Annotated in this window: 19 protein-coding genes; 4 read left to right on the forward strand and 15 right to left on the reverse strand. The window is 62.3% G+C overall.

The features are described 5' to 3' along the window. Positions 1–307: 307 nt before the first annotated feature. Positions 308–769 carry a GNAT family N-acetyltransferase gene (locus tag BCA01S_RS23310; RefSeq protein WP_027778987.1) on the forward strand — a complete coding sequence of 154 codons (462 nt, stop codon included), beginning with the start codon at positions 308–310 and terminating at the stop codon, positions 767–769. A gap of 120 nt (positions 770–889) precedes the next feature. On the opposite strand, the gene BCA01S_RS23315 is transcribed toward BCA01S_RS23310, so the two are convergent. Genes BCA01S_RS23315 through BCA01S_RS23380 form a run of 14 tightly spaced genes read right to left on the reverse strand, consistent with a single transcriptional unit; the run spans position 890 to position 14,258 of the window. Beyond that, a complete protein-coding gene (locus tag BCA01S_RS23315; protein WP_027778988.1) occupies positions 890–2,293 on the reverse strand; it encodes an MFS transporter in 1,404 nt (467 codons plus the stop codon). Positions 2,294–2,318: 25 nt separating this feature from the next. Continuing rightward, positions 2,319–3,584, reverse strand: coding sequence for an NAD(P)/FAD-dependent oxidoreductase (locus tag BCA01S_RS23320; RefSeq protein WP_027778989.1), 1,266 nt, complete (start codon positions 3,582–3,584; stop codon positions 2,319–2,321). Beyond that, positions 3,577–4,542 (reverse strand): VOC family protein, encoded by a 966-nt coding sequence (locus tag BCA01S_RS23325; protein ID WP_027778990.1) that lies wholly within the window; start codon positions 4,540–4,542, stop codon positions 3,577–3,579. The genes BCA01S_RS23320 and BCA01S_RS23325 overlap by 8 nt, the downstream gene beginning before the upstream one ends. Positions 4,543–4,556: 14 nt before the next feature. Next, positions 4,557–6,047: an aldehyde dehydrogenase gene (locus tag BCA01S_RS23330; RefSeq protein WP_027778991.1), complete on the reverse strand. Its 1,491-nt coding sequence runs from the start codon at positions 6,045–6,047 to the stop codon at positions 4,557–4,559. A gap of 49 nt (positions 6,048–6,096) precedes the next feature. Then, positions 6,097–6,927 carry an aspartate dehydrogenase gene (locus BCA01S_RS23335; RefSeq protein ID WP_027778992.1) on the reverse strand — a complete coding sequence of 277 codons (831 nt, stop codon included), beginning with the start codon at positions 6,925–6,927 and terminating at the stop codon, positions 6,097–6,099. After that, complete coding sequence (locus BCA01S_RS23340) at positions 6,920–8,578, reverse strand: thiamine pyrophosphate-binding protein (protein WP_027778993.1); 1,659 nt, start codon at positions 8,576–8,578, stop codon at positions 6,920–6,922. Before BCA01S_RS23340 ends, BCA01S_RS23335 begins: the two co-directional genes overlap by 8 nt. After that, positions 8,571–9,383, reverse strand: a complete 813-nt coding sequence (locus tag BCA01S_RS23345; protein WP_027778994.1) for an SDR family oxidoreductase — start codon at positions 9,381–9,383, stop codon at positions 8,571–8,573. Before BCA01S_RS23345 ends, BCA01S_RS23340 begins: the two co-directional genes overlap by 8 nt. Then, entirely contained in the window at positions 9,380–10,264 is an 885-nt protein-coding gene (locus BCA01S_RS23350) for an IclR family transcriptional regulator (protein WP_027778995.1), read from the reverse strand. The genes BCA01S_RS23345 and BCA01S_RS23350 overlap by 4 nt, the downstream gene beginning before the upstream one ends. After that, positions 10,265–11,155 carry an alpha/beta fold hydrolase gene (locus tag BCA01S_RS23355; RefSeq protein WP_027778996.1) on the reverse strand — a complete coding sequence of 297 codons (891 nt, stop codon included), beginning with the start codon at positions 11,153–11,155 and terminating at the stop codon, positions 10,265–10,267. A 32-nt stretch (positions 11,156–11,187) separates the two neighbouring features. Further along, a complete protein-coding gene (locus BCA01S_RS23360; protein ID WP_027778997.1) occupies positions 11,188–11,715 on the reverse strand; it encodes a cupin domain-containing protein in 528 nt (175 codons plus the stop codon). A gap of 26 nt (positions 11,716–11,741) precedes the next feature. Next, positions 11,742–12,509, reverse strand: a complete 768-nt coding sequence (locus BCA01S_RS23365) for an SDR family oxidoreductase (RefSeq protein WP_027778998.1) — start codon at positions 12,507–12,509, stop codon at positions 11,742–11,744. Continuing rightward, positions 12,502–13,581: an aromatic ring-hydroxylating dioxygenase subunit alpha gene (locus tag BCA01S_RS23370; RefSeq protein ID WP_027778999.1), complete on the reverse strand. Its 1,080-nt coding sequence runs from the start codon at positions 13,579–13,581 to the stop codon at positions 12,502–12,504. The genes BCA01S_RS23365 and BCA01S_RS23370 overlap by 8 nt, the downstream gene beginning before the upstream one ends. A gap of 49 nt (positions 13,582–13,630) precedes the next feature. Then, on the reverse strand, positions 13,631–13,942 hold the full coding sequence (locus BCA01S_RS23375; protein WP_020068684.1) for a recombinase-like helix-turn-helix domain-containing protein: 312 nt from the start codon (positions 13,940–13,942) through the stop codon (positions 13,631–13,633). Between the two features lies 1 nt (position 13,943). Continuing rightward, positions 13,944–14,258, reverse strand: coding sequence for a non-heme iron oxygenase ferredoxin subunit (locus BCA01S_RS23380; protein ID WP_020068683.1), 315 nt, complete (start codon positions 14,256–14,258; stop codon positions 13,944–13,946). Positions 14,259–14,697: 439 nt separating this feature from the next. Here BCA01S_RS23380 and BCA01S_RS23385 point away from each other — a divergent pair, with 439 nt between their 5' ends. Beyond that, positions 14,698–15,771 (forward strand): porin, encoded by a 1,074-nt coding sequence (locus BCA01S_RS23385; protein WP_027779000.1) that lies wholly within the window; start codon positions 14,698–14,700, stop codon positions 15,769–15,771. A 13-nt stretch (positions 15,772–15,784) separates the two neighbouring features. Here BCA01S_RS23385 and BCA01S_RS23390 read toward each other — a convergent pair whose 3' ends face one another. Next, positions 15,785–16,795 carry an IclR family transcriptional regulator gene (locus BCA01S_RS23390; RefSeq protein ID WP_027779001.1) on the reverse strand — a complete coding sequence of 337 codons (1,011 nt, stop codon included), beginning with the start codon at positions 16,793–16,795 and terminating at the stop codon, positions 15,785–15,787. A 139-nt stretch (positions 16,796–16,934) separates the two neighbouring features. Between BCA01S_RS23390 and BCA01S_RS23395 the strand changes: the two genes are divergently transcribed. Together BCA01S_RS23395 and BCA01S_RS23400 are read left to right on the forward strand one after the other, a co-directional pair. Beyond that, positions 16,935–17,231 (forward strand): hypothetical protein, encoded by a 297-nt coding sequence (locus tag BCA01S_RS23395; RefSeq protein ID WP_027779002.1) that lies wholly within the window; start codon positions 16,935–16,937, stop codon positions 17,229–17,231. 144 nt (positions 17,232–17,375) lie between these two features. After that, positions 17,376–19,085 (forward strand): acid phosphatase, encoded by a 1,710-nt coding sequence (locus tag BCA01S_RS23400; protein ID WP_027779003.1) that lies wholly within the window; start codon positions 17,376–17,378, stop codon positions 19,083–19,085. The last annotated feature ends 2 nt before the right edge of the window (positions 19,086–19,087 follow it).

Raw genomic sequence — 19,087 nt, forward strand, 5'->3', positions numbered from 1 at the left:
ACGGTGTGATAACGGGATGACCGACGCGAACGGGCTTTCCGTTCCGCATCACGACGACATCGACGAGCCGGCACTGACGGCGCTGCATTAGATCCTGTGGGCCGTGACGCAACAGGGCAGCGGTCGCCTTGGCGTCGGCTTCCCGCTTCTACGCCGATGCGTGGTCCCAAATCCAAGGCATGCTGTGGAGCTAACAATAGCCGGCTGATTTTCATATGCTGGCGGTTTGCGAGCCGGCGTCTGCTTCGATACGTGAAAGCAATTCATGGCGTTGTGCGATGGCTCGCTTATCGACAAGGAGCCGCGCATGTCCGACACGATTCAGATCCGCCCCGTCACACACCAGGATTTCGATGCCTGGTTGCCGCTATGGGATGCGTACAACGCGTTCTATGGCCGCTCGGGCGACACGGCACTGCCGCGTGAAATCACGCATCTCACGTGGGGCCGGTTTTTCGATTGCTACGAACCGATGCATGCAATGGTCGCTGAACGTCATGGCGAGCTGGTCGGCATCGTGCATTTTCTTTATCACCGTCATACGACGCTGGCGGGACCAATCTGCTATTTGCAAGACCTGTACACGTTGGAGTCCGAGCGCGGCAAGGGCGTGGGCCGCGCGCTGATCGAAGCGGTGTATGCGCGGGCGAAGGCCGATGGTTCGCAACGCGTGTACTGGCAAACGCATGAGACGAATCACACCGCGATGCGGTTGTATGACACAGTGGCCGATAAGTCGGGGTTTGTGGTGTATCGGAAACAGATGTGATGCGTGCAGCGTGGTGACGGAAATGCCGAGTGCACCTGAAAAAACAAAAGGCGCACCACCCAGTGCGCCCTTCGTCCCCTGCAATTGCGGCACTACATCACCGCCCACCGAAAACCCTCTTCAAGCTTCCAACTGCTCAAGCACCTTACCCTTGGTCTCAATGCCGAGAAAATGCACCGCCACCGCCGCAAGAAACGGCACTGCGGCGAGAATATAAAACGCTACCTGCAAATTGCCGCCGATCATCGTCTTCGACACAATGGCCGGTGCAAAAATGGCCGCGACCTTGAGCCACGCGCCGCCGACACCGCAGCCCATTGCACGAATGCTGGTCGGGTACAACTCCGGCGTGTACACGTAAGCGGTGATAAAGCCGCAAGCGAGGAAGCCCAGCGAGAATGCGCAGAACGTCGCCACCACATACACCGACGACTCGTGGAACACGCCTGCCAGCAGCAACGACACGGCGCACGCCACGAACGACAGGTTGATGATCGGCTTGCGGCCCACCTTGTCCACCAGCAACGCGCACGTCAACGACCCGACTACGCCAAGCACCGAAGCGGCCACCGCCAGATTCAGCGCCAATTGCAGCGGCGCGTGATAAATCGTGCGATAGATGGTCGGCAGCCAGGTCGAGAGACCGTACTGAATGAAGCCGCACGTGATCCACAACATCGCAACGGCCAACGTGCGCTTCAGGTACGCGGGACCGAACAGATCGCCCATGCGGCGCTTCGGATGACGATTCGCCATCGCTTCGAACTCGGCCGAGTGCGCGACCGGCGGCAGCGGACCCTTGGCGGCACGCTCGAATGCATGCACCGCTGCATCGGCATCGGCCATACGTTCACGTTCGGCAAGCCAACGCGGCGATTCGGGAACGAGCTTGCGCAGCACGAAGAACAGAATCAACGGCATGCCGCCGATGAAATACATCGCTTGCCAGCCGAAACGCGGCACGATCCACGCGCCCAACGCGTTCGAAGCCAGTAGCCCCACCGGAAAAACGATCTCATACAACAGCACGAAGCGCCCGCGCCCATGCGCCCGGCTGATTTCGTTGATGTAGGTCGCCGCGACTGGCAATTCGCCACCGAGTCCGAGCCCTTGAATCACACGCAGTACGACAAACGCGGCGAACGTCGGCGCAAATCCGCACGCGATACTTGTAATGCCGATAATCCCCGAGCTCAACGCAATTGCACGCACGCGCCCATGACGCTCGGCGTACCACGGAAACACGAACGCACCGATCAATTGGCCGACCGAACCCGAGCCGATCAGAAAGCCGATTTCCCACGGCGTGAGATGCCACTTCGCGATCAGAACCGGCAACGTGGCCGCGATCGCGATCACGTCGAAGCCGTCGAAGAATGTCGCCAGACCGATCAGAATCCGCGCACGGACCTGCATTGCATTCTTCGGCAGCCGCTCGAGTCGCGCGATGATCGAGCCTCTCGTCACGGGCCCGGAGACGCCAGCACCGCTGCGCTCCGCAATTGTGTTGTCGATGGTTCTCATGCCGTTGTGCCGTCCGTAGATGTGGTTAGGCAAGCGCCGTTGAGGCGTCGGTCAATGTCGCAAGGTCGATCGTCCGGCCTTGATTCATCCACTTGCGCGAAAGCTTGAGCTCGCGTGGAGTGTTGATGGCGATCACGCCGCGAATGGCGCCGTCTTCCAGATGGAAAAGCGTCGCGCGCTTCGCCAGCAGATCGCCGCGTACCGCAAGCTGTGCATCGGCGGGAATGTCGCCGAGAATCTGCAGATTGACGTCATACTGATCAGACCAGAACCACGGAATGTCCGCGTACGGTTCGAAGGTGCCGAGTAGCGCTTTCGCCGTGGCAATCGCCTGGTTCTGAGCATTGGCCCACGATTCGAGCCGCACACGGCGCTTGAGCCACGCGCTCGGATGGTTCGCCACATCGCCGCACGCGAAAATGCGCGGGTCGTCAGTCGCGCCAAAATGGTCGACCACGATGCCGTCCTGCACCTTGACGCCCGCCGCTTCGGCCAACGCCGTATGCGGAGTCAGACCGATGCCGGCCACCGCGAAATCGGCGTCTAACGTCGAGCCGTCGGCGAACGTCGCGCGAATGCGCTTGGCGTCGTTCGGATGATCTTCGAGCTTAGTGAGCGCAGCGCTCAAGCGCACATCAACCCCATTCGCGCGATGCAGTTGCAGGAGAAAATCGGACACCATCGGCGGCAACGAGCGCGCGCAAAGACGCGGCGCGCCTTCCACCACGGTTGCATCCACGCCGAGCTTGCGCGCTGTCGCCGCGACTTCCAGGCCGATCCAGCCGCCGCCCACCACTAGCACGCGCTTGCTTGCACGCAGCCGCTCGCCGAGCGCAACGGCTTCGTCGAGTGTGCGCAGATAGGCGATGTGCGATGTACTTACCAGCGAATCGGGCAAGCGCCGCGCCGCGCCGCCTGTCGCGATCACGAGGCGGTCGTATTGCACTTCGCGTCCTGATTGCGTGCGTACAATGCGCTGCTCGCGATCGATCGACGTCGCGCAATCCGGCTGCCATGCTTCGATATTCAGCGCGTCGAAATCGTCGGGCTTCACGAGACGTACTGTGTCGATATCCGCTTCGCCCGAAAGCACGGCCTTTGAAAGCGGCGGGCGTTCGTAGGGCAAATGCACTTCGTCGGCGATCATCACGAGGCGGCCGTCAAAGCCTTCCTTGCGCAACGTCTTCACGACCCAACCAGCCGCCTGGCCGCCGCCGATCACGACAATCGTGCGCGGCGCTTCGAGTTCGGCATGCGCGGCCTGCGCTTTTGCGGTAGCAGCATCAGTCATTTTTGCGCTCCGTCATGAACTTGCCTTCCGGCGCCTTCGCGTTTTTCTGGCGACGCGTATTGCCGTCGATGCCGCCGTCGATCGCCCATTCGGCGAACACGGTCGGGCCGGGTTCGAAGTCGCGCGGCTGCCATTCGGGCGTGAGTTGATCTTCGTCCGCGTAGTACTCGATCAGGCCGCCCGCCGGATTCTGGAAGTACCAGAAGTACGCCGACGAAACCGGATGGCGTCCCGGCCCAAGCTGCGTGTCCCAACCGCAGCGGCTGATATGCATGCCGCCGCCGAAAACTTCATGGATGTCGCGGACGGTGAACGCGACGTGATTCAAACCGCGCTTACCGTTGGGCAGCGCGAGCAGGAAAATGTCGTGATGACCGCCGTGCGGCGCACAGCGCATGAACGCGCCGCGGCCCGGATAACGGTCCGACATTTCGAAGCCGAGCAGTTCCTGATAAAACTTTTCCTGTTCGGCAAGCTTGTTTGTGAAGAACACGACGTGGCCCACTTCAACCGGTTCGGCGCGTTCATAAATTGGCGATGGCTGATCGACGCGCAACGTTTGGCCCCACACGTTCGACGGCGAGCCGTGAATGTCGAGCGCACGTTTGCGGGTCACTTCCACGCGAATCGCCATGCCGTTCGGGTCGATGCAGCCGACCGCGTCGTCGGTTTCAAAATGGCCTGGCTGACCGGCAAAGCGTCCACGCAATTCGTCGAGCTCTTCTTTGCTCGCCACGCCCCACGTCACTTCGCGCAGCGTGGGACCTTCTTCGAATGCAGGAGGCAGCGACGGGTCCTTTGCGTCAACGGCGAGAACCGTGCAGCCGTTGAGCGTCTCGAAGCGCGCATGCGTTTCGTCGTGCGCGACTTCCTTCAAGCCCCAGTCCGCGAAAAAGCGGCGACAGGTAGCGAGATCCGTCACGCCGTAGATAATCTGTTCAATGCCGAGAATCGTCATAACGTGCCTCTTGCCTAGTTTGCCCACGCCAGCGGCGCGTCGTTCAAGCCCCAGTAGAGGCTCTTCTGTTGCATGTATTCGCGGATGCCGAGCCGGCCTTTCTCGCGTCCCATGCCGCTCTCTTTCCAGCCGCTGAACGGCGTCGAGATCGAGAACAGCTTGTAGGTATTGATCCAGATGGTGCCGGCTTCCAGCGCGCGGGCGGTCCGGTAGGCGCGCTTGTAATCGCGCGTCCAGATGCCGGCAGCGAGGCCGAACACGCTGTTGTTCGCTTCCTTCAGCAGGGATGCCTCGTCGTCGAACGGCATTGCCACCAGCACGGGCCCGAAGATTTCTTCCTGGCAGATGCGAGCGTTGTTGGAGAGGCCTTCGAGAATCGTCGGCTGAAAATAGGTGCCTTGTTCACGGCCATCGCCAACCGGGCGTTCGCCGCCGCACAGCAGACGTCCGCCTTCTTCGAGACCGAGCGCCACGTAACGCTCGACGGTTTCGCGGTGGGCTTGCGTAATCAACGGACCCATCTGCGTTTCCGCTCGCGACGGATCGCCCACGCGCAACTTGCGCGCGCCTTCAACGAGACGCTTCATGAACGCGTCGTAGACCGAGCGCTGCACGAAGAGACGCGAGCCCGCAATACAAGCCTCGCCGGACGAACTGAAGATGCCGTACAGCACACCGTTGACCGCATGGTCGAGATCGGCGTCGTCGAAAACGATGGTCGGCGATTTGCCGCCGAGTTCGAGCGAGACCGGCATCAACTTGTCCGCAGCGATCCGCGCAATGCCGCGGCCGACCTCCGTGCCGCCGGTGAACGAGACCTTCTTCACGAGCGGATGACGCACGAGCACGTCGCCGATCACCGAGCCTTTGCCCGGCAACACGCTGATTACGCCTTTCGGCACGCCCGCTTCCTCGCAGATGCGGGCCAACGCCAGTGACACCAGCGGCGTCACCTCAGCGGGCTTCAGCACCACGGCGTTGCCGCCCGCTAATGCCGGCGCAAGTTTCTGCGCGTCAGATGCAATCGGCGAATTCCAGGGCGTGATCGCAGCGATCACGCCGATCGGTTCGTAGACGCTCATGGTCAGATAATCGCCGCGCGAGGGCGTGACTTCTTCGTCGAGCGTTTCGAGGCATGCCGCGAAATAGCGAAACGTGTTCGCGGCGCTAGCCACCAGCACGCGCGTTTCGCCAATTGGCTTGCCGTTATCGCGGCGCTGCAACTGCGCGAGCGCTTCGTGACGCGCCATGATCAGATCAGCGATGCGATACAGAATCAGCGCGCGTTGATGCGGCTTCAACCCCGACCAATCTGCTTTACGCCATGCGATGTCAGCCGCTTCCACGGCTTCGCGGGCGTCGTCTGCGGTGGCTGTTGAAATCTCCATGTTGACCGACTGGTCCGCCGGATACAGGCTTTTATACGGGTTGCCACGCCCCTGCCGCCATTCGCCGCCGATAAAAATATCGCCGGTCGGCACAAGGCTGGTATCGAAGTGAGTCATGTCGGTCATTCCGGTTTGCTCAAGCTGCTGGCTTGAATCGTCTAAATCACTAGATCACGCAGCGGGCCGCGCGATTGCGTAGCGCACGAATCGCGCTGTACGCGGTCAATGCCGACGTCTTGGGGTTGTCGGGCAGCGGCTTGCCGCACATTTCCAGCGACATCTCGCCGAATGCGCCGCGCGCAAGAATGCGGTGCACATTTCGGGTCACGTTCGGATCGGCAATCAGTCGAACTGTCGTGTGGTCGAGGCCGAGCCCGGCCAGAGCGATGGTCGCCGCAACGTTGGCGTTCTTTGGATAGAGCCGCGCCGCTTCTCGTGCGCTGCCTTCGAAGATCACCTTCTCTTCCTTCAACGTGTTCAGATCGCAGACCTGTTCCGCGGGCGTACCGAGCCAGCCCGTGGGTGGCTTGCGGCCCGTGTACAGCACTTCGTCGAGGCCACCGAGCTTCGCCGCGGCCAATGCATCGACTCCGCCGATTGCGCCGGACAACAGCGTCAACGTCGCGTCGCCCTCATCGGCAGCGGCTGACAATGCGTCCAGCAACATCACATCGGACAACGCACCGATCGACGCCACCGCGCAATCCGTGCCGGCTTTCAGCAGCGGCACCACGTGATCGACCAGTGCGCTGTGACCGGCGCATTCCAGAGCGAAATGCGGGCGGCTGCTCAATGCGGACACTGAAGCCACCACGTCCACCGTCGAGCCGACCACTTCGCGCACCGAATTCATATGACGCTCCGGCACGATCACGTGCGACACGCGCACCGTCGGATCGGCGGCGACCGAGCGATACACCGCCTGGCCGATCGCGCCGAAGCCGATCATCGCGACATCGACGGGAGCGTGGTGCCCCGCGTAGCCCGCGTCACGCATGTTCCGGCTCCTCTTCCTTGACCGGCGGCCCCGCGAAAGCGGTCGCGAACGAGCCGACCGACAGCATGTCCACTTCAACCAGCACCGGTCCGGTCTTCGCCATGCCTTCGCGAATGATCGCGTCGGCCTGATCGAGCGACTTGATGCGGTAGTGCGTGAGCTTCAGACTGTCGCAGAACTGCGCGAAGTCCGGCTGATGCAGATCGACGTAGCAGCGACGGCCACCGTATTGCGCATCCTGAATGTTGCGGATCACGCCATAGCATTGGTCGTTCATCAGCACGATCATGACGTTGGCGTTTTCCTGCACAGCCGTTGCGAGTTCGCCGACGTTCACCATCAAGCCGCCATCGCCGACGAGGCACACAGTTTTCGCCGCGCTGTTCGCGAGCGCCGCGCCGATACCCATCTGCATGCCCTGGCCGATGCCACCGCCCAACGCATGCACGCCCGCGCGCGGCGAGAAGATCTTCAGCATGCGGTTGCCCCACGTGCTGTTCGAGATCGTGACGTCGCGCACCCAGTTGTAGTCGCGGCCCACTGCTTCCTGCAACGCGTCGACGAGGCGCTTATACGGACCCAGGCCCTTGCCCACATCGGCGACGGCGCTTTCGCGTGCCGAGGCCAGGTCTTGCGCGAATGCTGGATCGACCTTCACGCGGCCTTCCAGCAACGTGGCGAGTTCTTCGAGCACCGCCGACGCATCGCCGTGAACGAACATCTCGTTGCGATAGCCGCGGTTGTCGGCGAGCGCGTCGGCGTCGATGCGATAGAGCGGCTGCGGCAGTGCGAGCTTGTACTTCAGCGTTTCATTGCCACGCAGACGCGAGCCGACGACGACCAACGCGTCGCACGTCTTGTAGAAACTTTCGACCGCCGGATGCACGTTGAACGCGCCGAGCGTGGCCGGATGATCTTCGGGCAATATGCCGCGGCCCTGCACACTCGTCACCACACCGAAGCCCAGCGCGACGAGGCGTTCCACCGCTTTTGCCGCATGCCGCGCACCGCCGCCCAGCCACAACAGCGGACGCTTTGCGTTCGCCAGTTGATCCGCGAGTCGCGCGACGCGCTGGCTGCAATGCGTGAGCGTGGTGATATGCGGCGCGGCCAGATCGGCGGGCCATTCAATTTCAGCGGCTTGAATATCGATGGGAATCTCGACGCTCACCGGACCGCTCGGCGCGGTTTGCGCGACGCGCACGGCTTCGCGGATCGTCGGCAGCGCGGTCTCGACGGAACGCACGCGGTACGCAGCCTTCGAAATCGACTGGAGCATCGACAACTGGTCAGGCGCTTCGTGAATGTAGGCGAGATCCTTGTCGAGATATTCGGTCTCGATCTGACCGGTCACGTGCAGCAGCGCGGTGCCCGCAGTCAGCGCTTCGACCATTGCGCCCGCTGCGTTGCCCGCTGCGGTGCCCGTGCTGGTGAAGGCCACGCCGAGGCCGCCTGAAACGCGCGCAAGACCGTCGGCCATGTTCACGGCACCGGCTTCACCGCGCGCGCCGACGTAGCGAATCTTGCCGCGGTTGTGGATCGCGTCGAGGATCGGCATGTTGTGAATCGAGATCACGCCGAATGCGGTTTTCACGCCGCATTGCTCGAGAAAAGCGGCGATCAGTTCGCCAACGGTGGTTTTGTTAGACATGTCGTGCAACGCCTCCAGAAACATCGATGTGACTGCCTGTCGTGTATGACGACAGCGTCGTAGCCAGATAAAAGAGCGCTTGAGCGGCTTCTTCGGGCTTGCCGAAGCGGCCTAGCGGAATGTTTTTCTTGCGCGCGAGTTCCGCGGTCCAGTCTTCCCAGCTCTGGTCCGGCTGCGCTTCTTTCGCATAACGGCGGCGCCATTGCCCCGATTCGACGATGCCGATGAGAATCGAATTGACGCGGATGCGCTGCGGCGCGAGTTCCACCGCGAGGGACTTGATGAGGTTTTGCACGCCCGCACGCGCCGACGACGTGGCCACCATGTGCGGCTCCGGTTGCAGCGCGAGCAGCGAATTCACGCAGACCACGGCCGCGTTGGCCGCTCCGCCGTTGGCCGCGTCGCGAAGCATCGGCAGAAACGCGCGGGTTGGGCGGATCACGCTGAAGTACTTGAGGTCGAGTTCTTCGCGCCACGCTTCGTCGCTCGTGTCGGCGAAGGTCGACACGCGGCCTTGGCCCGCGTTGTTGATCAGCATGTCAGCGCGGCCAAAGCGCGCTTGCACCGCTTGCGCAAAAGCGCTGACGTCTTCGGCGTCGAGCACGTCGCAGCGGCGCGCGAGCAGTTGTGCGCCAGGAAACTGCGCGTTCAACGCCGCCTCGGCTTGCGCAAGACGCTCGGTATTGCGGCCACAAATCGCAACCGAAGCGCCGGCTCGCAGGAACAGCTCGGCTGTCGCGAGGCCGATGCCGGACGAGCCGCCCGTCACCACCGCCACCTGCCCGCTCAGATCGATTCGAATCATTTGAGCCCCAATGCCTTCATGTATTTGCTGCCCGCGTTCGATGCATTGCCCGGCCGGTAGTTGAGCCGTTGCGACAGTTCGTCGGCCGCGCGCCGTACCTTGTCGACGAGACCGCTGTCGAGCAGCGATGCGTCTATCTCCTGGCGCGGAATCGTCGTCGTGATCACGGCGACGATGCGCCCGGTGTTATTGCGCACCGGCGCGCTGACCACCGAAATGCCGCGCTCGAACGACGACTCGCTGATTGCGAAACCGCGCCGCGCGTCGTCGCGGACCCGTTCATAGAGGTCCTCCACGGTCGCAGGCGTCTGCCTCGTGAAGCGTTCGAGTTCCGGCTCGGGATAGAGCTTCTTCAACTCGTCGAGCGTCATGTCGCCCATCAGCACCTGGCCGTGCGTCGTTGCATACGCGGGCAAGCGAGTGCCGACGTTCACTTTCACGGAACTGAAAATCGGCGCGTGGCTTTGCGCCTTTGCGACGAATACGACATCGCGTCCGTCGCGAATCACAATGTGCGTCGTGAGGCCCGTTTCGTCGCGCAACGCTTCGATGATCGGCAAGCCGAGGTCGGTCAATTCGAGCGAGCTCAAGTATTCGAAGCCGAGGCGCAGCACCGCGACGCCGAGTCGGTAGTTGCGGTCCTTGTCGGCGCGTTCGAGAAAGCCAAGCGATTCGAGCGTTTGCAGCAGACGGAAGACCGTCGTGCGCGGAATCTTCAAGCGGCGCGACAATTCCGGAGCGCCGAGCACCGGCTCGCGAGGCGAGAACTCCGTGAGGATCTTCAGGCCGCGCTCCAGACCCGGCACCCGGTAGCCCGTGTCGCTGCTGCTGTCGTTGCGGTCGTCTTCCGCGTCACGCTCGTTGATAGTGTCGGGCGTCATTCATTGGCTCCGTTGTCCGGCGCTTGCGCGGCAGAACGTGTCGATGATCGCGGTGTACGCGGCAGATGCTTCGATATAGCCGGCGTGCCCCGCGCGTGGCACGACTTGCAATTGGGTCCCCACGACGAGCGCGAGCCGCTCGCAGGCTGCGGGAGTCGTAATGGTGTCGTCGGCACCGACCGCGACATTGATGCGGCCTTTGAAGCGCACGAGGTCGGCGGCGAGGTCGGCGTTGGCAAGCAGATGCGTAGCCTGCGCGTAACCGCGAACAATCACGCGCGACATGTTCCAGCGCACCCATGCGCGGGCTTCGTCGCTTGCATGCGGGGACAACATGTTGGCGCTGCGCTTGTCGGCGAGGCCATGCGGGCCGAGTTCGTTCAACATGGCGAGGCGCTGATCGCGCTTCGTCTCGCGGACGTCTGCGCAGGCCGCGCCGTAACCGCCTGCCGGCGATAACAGCAAGAGGCCGGACACGCGCTGCGGATGGATCGCAGCAAACGCACCGGCGATGATCGCGCCAAGCGAATGGCCGACCAGCACGCAACGTTCAATGTGAAGTGCGTCGAGCCATTCCGTCAGCACACTTGCGTAGTCGCTGGCGACAGGCGACTCCGGTGCTACCGGCGTGGACATCCCGTAACCAGGCGCGTCCCATGCAAGCACGCGGCGGTTTGCGCCCAGTGCTTCGAGTTGCTGCACCCACGAAGCCGCGCCCGAACCGATGCCGTGCAGCAAGACGAGCGGCAACGCGTCGTTCGCGGCACCGTCCGCTTCGAGATAGCTCAGCACACGTTGATTCGCCAGTTCGATCTGCCGCGCCGGAAAGCGCGCAAGGCGCGCTTCGAGCGTGGCGTTTGCATCGACGGCGGCGGACGGGACTGCGGACATGATTTCCTTCGTGGTATCTGTACAGGGACGACTTAGCGCTTGAGCTTCGCGAGCGGCGAATCCGGCGGATAGGTGGGCGTGATCGGCTTCGGCGAACCGAGCATCACGCACATCAATGCGTCTTCCTCGCCGATGTTGATTTCCGTGCGATACACGCCTGGCGGCACCGAGATCAGATCGCGCTCGCCGAGCACGGCTTCCCACGTTTCGCCATCCTTTTCGCAGACCACTTTCATCTTGCCGCGCAGCACGAAGAAAATTTCTTCGACATCCATATGAATATGACTGGGTCCGATATTGCCGGCCGGAATCACCATCGTCGAAAACGTGAAGCCGCCTGCGGGCACCGTATTCATGTCCTTCGCTACGCCGGTGCCGCCGGTGCCGACATAGCGCATTTGCGCGCGGCGATACTTCGGGTCGTAGTCGGCCTGAAACTTCAGCGCGTCCCAGTCGTAGCGGCGCGTTTCCAGGCGCGCGACGCGGCTGTCCAGCCACTGGGCAAAGCTCGCGTCCGCAGGTTGTTCCCACGACTTGCGTTCGATATCGGCGTCAGCCATCTCTTTCTCCTTTGAATTCGACAAGATCAATTCATCACAAAGCCGCCGTTGACCGGCAGCAACTGGCCGGTCACGAAGCGCGCGGCATCGGACAACAGGAACAGCACGGGCCCGGTGACGTCGTCGGGCACCTGCGCACGCGTCAGCGCGCGGCCTTGCAGGTAATACTCATGACGTTCGGCCGGCACATACGCGGTTGCCTCCACTTCGGTGAGGCCAGGCGCGATTGCGTTGACTGTCACTTGATGCGCGCCGAATTCGCGAGCGAGCGAGCGCGTCATCGAGATCACTGCGCCCTTGCTCGCCACATATGCGAGCAGCTTCGGCGCACCCCACATTGCCGTGTCAGAAGCGATGTTCACAATGCTGCCGCGACCCGAGTCGCGCAGATGCGGCAGCACAGCCGTACTCATCAACCAGGTGCCGCGCACGTTCACATTCATTACGGCGTCCCAGGTATCGACGGATAATTCATCGGCAAACTTGCCGCCCGAATTCGTGATGGCGGCATTGTTGATCAGCGCGTCGATTCCGCCGAGTCGCGCGGCGCCTTGTTCCGCGAATTGCTTGATGCTTTCAGGATCGGCGAGGTCGAGCGGAAGATAGATCGCCGCGTGACCCTGCCCCGCGAGCGACGCAGCGAGCGCGCGCCCTTCTTCGTGCAGCAGGTCGCCGAATACGACCTGAGCGCCGGCTTGCACCAGCGCGCGCACAAACGCCGCGCCGAGGCCGCGCGCGCCGCCTGTCACGAGGACGCGCCGGCCGTTGAGCGTCGCGGACGCGTCGTTATGCATGGCTGTGGCCTGCTGCTTGGGTTTGCGCGGCTTCGGCGCCATGCGCTTCGAGCGCGGCTAAGTCCTGTTGCGCACGCTGGCGCAACATGCGGCGCACTCGCGTCATGCCGACGTCGTGCTGATAGAGGAATTCGTGCTCGCGCGCATTCGGTGCCATGCTTTCGAGCACATAGCGGTCTTGCTCGAGCACGGCCCAGTGCAGGCCTTCCAGGCGATTGCGATACATAAAGCGCCATGCGTCGCGCTGCCAGCCCTGCACCCTGCGGGTACGCCAGAAATAGACCTGGCAGTTGTTTTCGTCGACCGGAACGGCGAAGCCGATGATCCCGAAGTTGCCGCCGGGGCCGAACTTCTTCTTGTACGGAATCGCGAGTCGCATCCACAGGCAACCGGTTTCGCCGAGTTCGACCCAGTCGAAGTTCACGTCGCGCTGGCCGACCTTTTCGAACATCAAGCCCGTTTCGGTTTTGCGCACCCGCATGTCGGCCTGCTTGTCGCCTTCGGCCATCGAATGCGACGTTGCATGCAGATAGGCGCCGTGCATCGGGTCCATGACGTTGTCGATTGCGTACTGGTAATTGCACTTCCAGTTCGACATACAAAGAAAGCTCGCGTACTCCTCGCCGACCAGTTCCTCCGGCAGCCTGAGCGGTGCGGGTTCCTTGTGTGCGTCGTCGCCGAACCACAGGAAGATGGCGCCCGCATGTTCTTCCACCGGATACGACTTCACGCACTTCTGACCTTCTAGCGGACATGCCGACACGGCCGGCACCTTGGTAACCGTGCCGCCACCGTTGATTTCAATTCCGTGATACCAGCACGCGACGCTGCCGCCGAGGTTCCAGCCGAGCGACAGACGCGCACCTCGATGCGGACAGCGGTCTTCGAGCGCGTGGACTTTGCCTTCCTTGTCGCGCCACAGCACGATCTGATCGCCGAGGCGGGTAATGCCGACCGGCGCGTCGCCGACTTGCCAGCTCGGCGCAACGGGATACCAGTAATTGCGCAGACCGCGGTCCAGATACGACTGGACCGGATCGGCCGCGTGTTGACTTGTAGCGGGGGACGTCATGAAGAGACTCCGGATGCGGATGCGAGGAAACGTGTTCGGAAAAGCGCGCTTATTCGGCGAGCAGGCGGAATTCGGCGGCGAGGCGATCGGCGCTCCACGCATTGCCTTCCGGCGTGCGGAAACCAATGCCGTTCAAACCGTCGACGACTTCCTGCAACTCCACCGCGCCCGCTTCAAAGACTTTTTCGAGCGCGTCGCCGAAGTCGTTTTCGTATTGCGTCGGCTCGGCCTTGCGCGTTTGCCAGATGAAGTTTTCTGTCTCGCCCGGCTTTTCGATGACGCCCTTGCCAGCGACGTTGTTCGGCTGCGGCGCAAGCCACGGCTTCAGGAAGGGATTGAAGTTCACGGCTACCTCTCGCATGTCATTCCACCTTGATCTGGATTTCTTCGCCGGCAAGGCGGACCGAATACATCTTCAGGTCGCGGCCGCCGGGCTCCTTCAAGCACTTGCCCGTCGGAATATGGAATACGGCTTCGTGCAGCGGGCATTCGACGGTGTCGCCGTCGACAAACCCCTGCGTCAGCAGCGCGTACGCGTGGGGGCAGACGTTTTCGAGCGCATACAGCGCATCGCCCACCTTGTAGATGCCGATCTCCGTGCCGTCGAGCTTGAACTCGAGCGGCGCATCTTCGGACAGGTCGCCGGCATGGCCGGCGCAGCGCCATTGTTCAGTCATTTCTCGCCTTCTCCTGAAGCACTGTGTTCCACATAAGGAACGTCAGTTCGTGTATGGATAATTATAGGAGCGTCGTTGACGGGAAAAAATAAAAATCTGGAGGGTTAGGGGAAAACACTATGTGTGGCATCCGCAACACATCATTGCGAGCACTGCGAGGACGGAGAGTCCTGCCTGCTGCGGCTTATGGCACGGCACTTTGAGCGCTTTGTGGACGGAGGACGCCAGGCGCAAATCCGGGTTTCTACGGACACCGAAAATTTATTTTGATCGCTTTTGGAGTCACTATACTTTTCCATAGGCGATACAAACGCCCATAGGTGGAACATAAACCGTAGCAGTTTTGGCGCATAAACCCGAGCTGCATCAACCCACAGCAAAGGATCAGGGACGTCGGATTCGTGCGAGCGATTCGGTCGTGTGATCAGGAGAACCAACGGTGAAGCACATCATTGCAGCCGGCTTGACGGCAGTCTGCGCAACCACAGGCGCATTGGCGCAGAGCAGTGTGACGCTATACGGCAGCCTGGATGCCGGGATCGCGTATATCAGCAATGTCGGCGGCCACTCGAAGTGGATCGAGGAGCAGGGCAACATGCAGCCGGACCGCTGGGGCCTGAAGGGCGTGGAGGATCTCGGCGGCGGTCTGAAGACGATCTTTCAGTTGGAGAACGGCTTTTATACGAACACCGGAGCCTTCGCCAAGGCGGGTACGCTATTCAATCGCCAGGCGTTTGTCGGTCTGAGCTCGGACAAGATCGGCACGGTGACACTCGGCCATCAGACGCCGTTCAGCTTCGATGTGCTGGGTCCGCTGAGCACCGCTTATCTCGCCGCCAGCTGGTACGCGTTCCACCCTGGCAATATCGACGAACTCGCGGACACGGGTGTCGTGCCGTTCGACAACTCGGTGAAGTTCCGATCTGCGAGTTTCAACGGCTTTTCAGTCGGCGCGATGATGGGCCTCGGCAACACGACCAACTTCTCGACCGGCAAGACGTTGAGTTTTGCGCTTAGCTATGCGAACGGTCCGTTCAAGGCCGGCGCAACGTATGCGAACGAGCACAATCGAACGCCGTCGATCGTGACGACCGGCATTACGAATTTCCAGGGCGTGGCGGCGGCGAACTACAGCGCCGACAAGGTGCAGAACATGGGCGCGGGCGCGTCATACCAGTTCGGCAAGCTGCTCGTGCATGGCTTGTACACACGCGTCAAGCTGGAGTCGGCCGGACATTCGGACACGTATCAGAGCTACGACGTCGGTGCGAATTATCAGTTCACGCCGTTCAACAGCGTAGCCGGGGGCGCCGCGACCACGACGCTGTCCGGCCACCGCTGGACGCAGTTCGAAATCGGCGACATTTATGCGTTGTCGAAATCGACGCAGTTGTACGTGAATGCTTTGTACGAGCGAGCGGGGTCCAATACCGACGCCGCATTCTTTACGGCGGGTGTGTCGAGTGGCCGGAACCAGACGATCATCCTTACCGGTATCCACCACTCGTTCTGATCCGAACTCGGAACTAGCTCGCCGCGACGGGTTTGCGGCGAGCTTGCATCACCGTCGGTTCGTCGGCGCGTGGACGGTGGCCGAGCCGCTCGGACAACTCGAGCGCGGCCTGGCAAACGGCGGTAACGAGCCGCTCGCGTTCTTCGGTCTCGCCGAGATCGGAACGTGGGATCGTGACGGTCAACGCGGCCGCGATCTTGCCGCTCTGATCGCGCACCGGCGCGCTCACCACGGAGATGCCCCGCTCGAACGACGCCTCGCTCAGCGCATAACCGAGCGCCGCGCTTTCGCGCACTCTTCCATATAACTCTTCGACGGTGGCCGGCGTGCGCTCGGTGTAACGCTCCAGTTGCGGTTCGGGATACAACTGGCGCAGCTCGTCGAAAGTAAGGTCGCCCATCAGCACCTGGCCGTGCACAGTGGCATGCGCCGGCAAACGCGTGCCGACGTGCACTTTCACCGAACTGAACATCGGCTCATGGGTTTGCGCTTTGCCGACGAACACCACGTCTCGTTGATCGCGGATCAGCAGATGCGAACTCAGGCCGGTGGCGTCGCGCAGACGTTCGAGAATCGGCGTGCCGACGTCGGTCAATTCCAAAGAATTCAGATATTCGAAGCCGAGCCGTAGCACAGCGACGCTCAGGCGGAAGTAACGGTCGCCATTGACGCGCTCCAGAAAACCGAGCGCTTCGAGCGTCTGCAATAAGCGGAAGGTAGTGGTGCGCGGAATGCCGATGCGCTTCGACAATTCCGGCGCGCCCAGTACCGGCTCACGTGCACTGAATTCCGAGAGAATGCGCAGCCCGCGCTCCAGGCCCGGCACCAGATAGGTCGAGCCGCCGGCGCTGTCTTCGTCGGCATTTGCGGCGCTGGCGGTGTTGGCGTTAGAACGGATCGAATCAGTCGAATCGGCGCCGCCTTTTTGCGCCGACGACATCTCGTCGTGATGCGAAGCCGGCGCTGCCATAGCGCGTGGCTTTGCCTGCTTGCGTCCCGCTCCTGTCTGCTCTTCTTTTGCCATCTTGGCTGCCGTTTTCTGCTGTTCATCGAGGTCAGATCAGCATCATAGCGTCTTTGCGGTGCTATGCTTTGATGCGGTCCGCTGCGCGAGGCCCCGCTGCCGCGCCTTCGTTCCGCACAAGCGTCCGGAGGCCACGCTCATGTCTGATTCCGTGCAGATTCAGGTTGCCGATTCGCATCTCTATCCTGGGTGTGCGGTGCACATTGCGCACTTACCAGAGTCAGAGCGAGCGGCCGCCGCGGTGGTCGCGGTCGTCGAGTTCGCAGACGGCTCCGGCGCTAATGCCACCTGTCATTTGCGAGCGCACGACGAACTCGAACTGACGGTAGACGGTTATGCGACGCAGAAGCGCCACCCTGTCAACGCGAGACATTGGCTGCTGCTCGCCGTCGATGCAACGCACAACAGTTGGCGCGTCAAACGCCGATTGCCTTAGCTGGAAAAACCGCCGCATCTATTGACGCAGTAGTTCGACTGCACGTCCAGCCGTATCCGCAACGAATCGCAGCTTCCGCCGGCGTTTTGCGCGCCGCCCCGAGCCGCACCTGAGCGCTCGCCACGCACACTTCGGAACCGACCGATGACAGACCACGACTCCTCCCTGCCGCCGAACGCCGGTAGCTCAGACAACGCGTCCAGCACCGCAGACGACCCGCACAATCCTGAACGCCGGCGTGTTCTTACCGGCCTCGCGGCCGTCGGCATCGGGCTTGCACTGACCGGCTGCAAGACCGGCCAGGCTGCGAGCGAAGTAGCACCGCGTACCGCCGCGGACTTACGGCTCGACGCCGCGTTGCGCGACCAGGTCAAGCAGATCGTGGTGATCTACGCGGAGAACCGCAGCTTCGCGAACCTGTATGGCAATTTCCCAGGCATCCAGCATCCGCTCGATGCAGTCACCGCTGAGCGATATCTGCAACTCGACCGCGACGGCAAGACGCCGATGCCGCGCCTGCCTGCCATCTGGGGCGGCCTTGTGCCGCAGGCGCAGGAAGTGGCCGGCAAGCGCTACATGATCGGCCAGAAGGACATCGGCAATCTGCGCAATGGACCCTTCCACCTGACCGACGCGCAAGGCGCGCCGTTGCCCACTGGCGTGATCACGCGCGATCTCGTGCATCGCTTTTATCAGAACCAGATGCAGATCAACGCCGGGCGCAACAACCAGTTCGCCGCGTGGGGCGATTCGGGCGGGCTCGTCATGGGGCATTACCGAAATTCCGCCGATACGCTCAAGCTCTGGAGCCTCGCGCAGCAGTACACGCTGTGCGACAACTTTTTCATGGCTGCGTTTGGCGGCTCGTGGCTGAACCACATCTTTTTGATCTCGGCGCAGGCGCCGTTCTATCCGGACGTGCACAACAGCCCAGCGAAAAAAATGGTCTCCGTGGTCGAGGGCAACGACCTTACCGGGGCCCGGCTGAAGCTCGCGCCGGACTCGCCGGCATCGGCACTCGACGGCCCGCCGAAATTCGTGAACGACGGCGCATTTACCGCCGACGGCTATGCCGTGAATACAATGGCCCCGCCGTACCAGCCGAGCAACGTGCGCCCGGCGGAAGGCGGCAACCCGGCTTTTGCGGATGCGTCGAATCCGCGGGTGCTCCCGCCGCAGAATTACGCGACGATTGGCGACCGTCTTACCGAAAAGGGCGTGGATTGGGCGTGGTACAGCGGGGCCTGGCAATATGCGTTGGAACATCAGGACACAGGCGCCGTGCCCGACTTCCAGTATCACCACCAGCCGTTCAACTATTTCGCCAACTACGCGCCTGGCACGACTGCGCGGCGTAGATATCTGCGCGATGCGGGCCTCGGCAGCGACGCATCGACCAACCGCCTGATTGCCGACATCGACGCGGGACATCTGCCCGCGGTCACCTTCTACAAGCCGCAGGGCGATCTGAACATGCATGCCGGCTACGCGGACGTCGAATCCGGCGACCGGCACATCTCAACCGTGATCGAGCATATTCAGAAGGGTCCGCAATGGGCCAATACGGTCGTGATCGTCACCGTCGACGAAAACGGCGGCTGGTGGGATCCGGTCGCGCCGCCGAATGGCGACCGCTGGGGTCCAGGCTCGCGGATTCCGGCGCTCGTCATTTCACCGCTCGCCAAAAAACGCTATGTCGATCACACCGTGTACGACACGAACTCGATCCTTCGCCTGATCAGCCGCGTGCATGGACTGGCGCCGCTCGACGGCGTCGTGGCGCGCGATCGTGCGTTCGCAAAGAACGGTTTGGCGCCGCTTGGCGATTTGACCGCGCCCCTGGATCTTGCCTGACG

Source organism: Paraburkholderia caledonica NBRC 102488 (assembly GCF_000685095.1).
In the GTDB taxonomy this organism is placed as follows: domain Bacteria; phylum Pseudomonadota; class Gammaproteobacteria; order Burkholderiales; family Burkholderiaceae; genus Paraburkholderia; species Paraburkholderia caledonica.

What these genes read in the sequence shown, in the direction of transcription:
- BCA01S_RS23310 (WP_027778987.1), top strand. Translation starts at nt 308, where the DNA reads ATGTCCGACACGATTCAGATCCGCCCCGTCACACACCAGGATTTCGAT.
- BCA01S_RS23315 (WP_027778988.1), bottom strand. Translation starts at nt 2,293, where the DNA reads ATGAGAACCATCGACAACACAATTGCGGAGCGCAGCGGTGCTGGCGTC.
- BCA01S_RS23320 (WP_027778989.1), bottom strand. Translation starts at nt 3,584, where the DNA reads ATGACTGATGCTGCTACCGCAAAAGCGCAGGCCGCGCATGCCGAACTC.
- BCA01S_RS23325 (WP_027778990.1), bottom strand. Translation starts at nt 4,542, where the DNA reads ATGACGATTCTCGGCATTGAACAGATTATCTACGGCGTGACGGATCTC.
- BCA01S_RS23330 (WP_027778991.1), bottom strand. Translation starts at nt 6,047, where the DNA reads ATGACTCACTTCGATACCAGCCTTGTGCCGACCGGCGATATTTTTATC.
- BCA01S_RS23335 (WP_027778992.1), bottom strand. Translation starts at nt 6,927, where the DNA reads ATGCGTGACGCGGGCTACGCGGGGCACCACGCTCCCGTCGATGTCGCG.
- BCA01S_RS23340 (WP_027778993.1), bottom strand. Translation starts at nt 8,578, where the DNA reads ATGTCTAACAAAACCACCGTTGGCGAACTGATCGCCGCTTTTCTCGAG.
- BCA01S_RS23345 (WP_027778994.1), bottom strand. Translation starts at nt 9,383, where the DNA reads ATGATTCGAATCGATCTGAGCGGGCAGGTGGCGGTGGTGACGGGCGGC.
- BCA01S_RS23350 (WP_027778995.1), bottom strand. Translation starts at nt 10,264, where the DNA reads ATGACGCCCGACACTATCAACGAGCGTGACGCGGAAGACGACCGCAAC.
- BCA01S_RS23355 (WP_027778996.1), bottom strand. Translation starts at nt 11,155, where the DNA reads ATGTCCGCAGTCCCGTCCGCCGCCGTCGATGCAAACGCCACGCTCGAA.
- BCA01S_RS23360 (WP_027778997.1), bottom strand. Translation starts at nt 11,715, where the DNA reads ATGGCTGACGCCGATATCGAACGCAAGTCGTGGGAACAACCTGCGGAC.
- BCA01S_RS23365 (WP_027778998.1), bottom strand. Translation starts at nt 12,509, where the DNA reads ATGCATAACGACGCGTCCGCGACGCTCAACGGCCGGCGCGTCCTCGTG.
- BCA01S_RS23370 (WP_027778999.1), bottom strand. Translation starts at nt 13,581, where the DNA reads ATGACGTCCCCCGCTACAAGTCAACACGCGGCCGATCCGGTCCAGTCG.
- BCA01S_RS23375 (WP_020068684.1), bottom strand. Translation starts at nt 13,942, where the DNA reads ATGCGAGAGGTAGCCGTGAACTTCAATCCCTTCCTGAAGCCGTGGCTT.
- BCA01S_RS23380 (WP_020068683.1), bottom strand. Translation starts at nt 14,258, where the DNA reads ATGACTGAACAATGGCGCTGCGCCGGCCATGCCGGCGACCTGTCCGAA.
- BCA01S_RS23390 (WP_027779001.1), bottom strand. Translation starts at nt 16,795, where the DNA reads ATGGCAAAAGAAGAGCAGACAGGAGCGGGACGCAAGCAGGCAAAGCCA.
- BCA01S_RS23395 (WP_027779002.1), top strand. Translation starts at nt 16,935, where the DNA reads ATGTCTGATTCCGTGCAGATTCAGGTTGCCGATTCGCATCTCTATCCT.
- BCA01S_RS23400 (WP_027779003.1), top strand. Translation starts at nt 17,376, where the DNA reads ATGACAGACCACGACTCCTCCCTGCCGCCGAACGCCGGTAGCTCAGAC.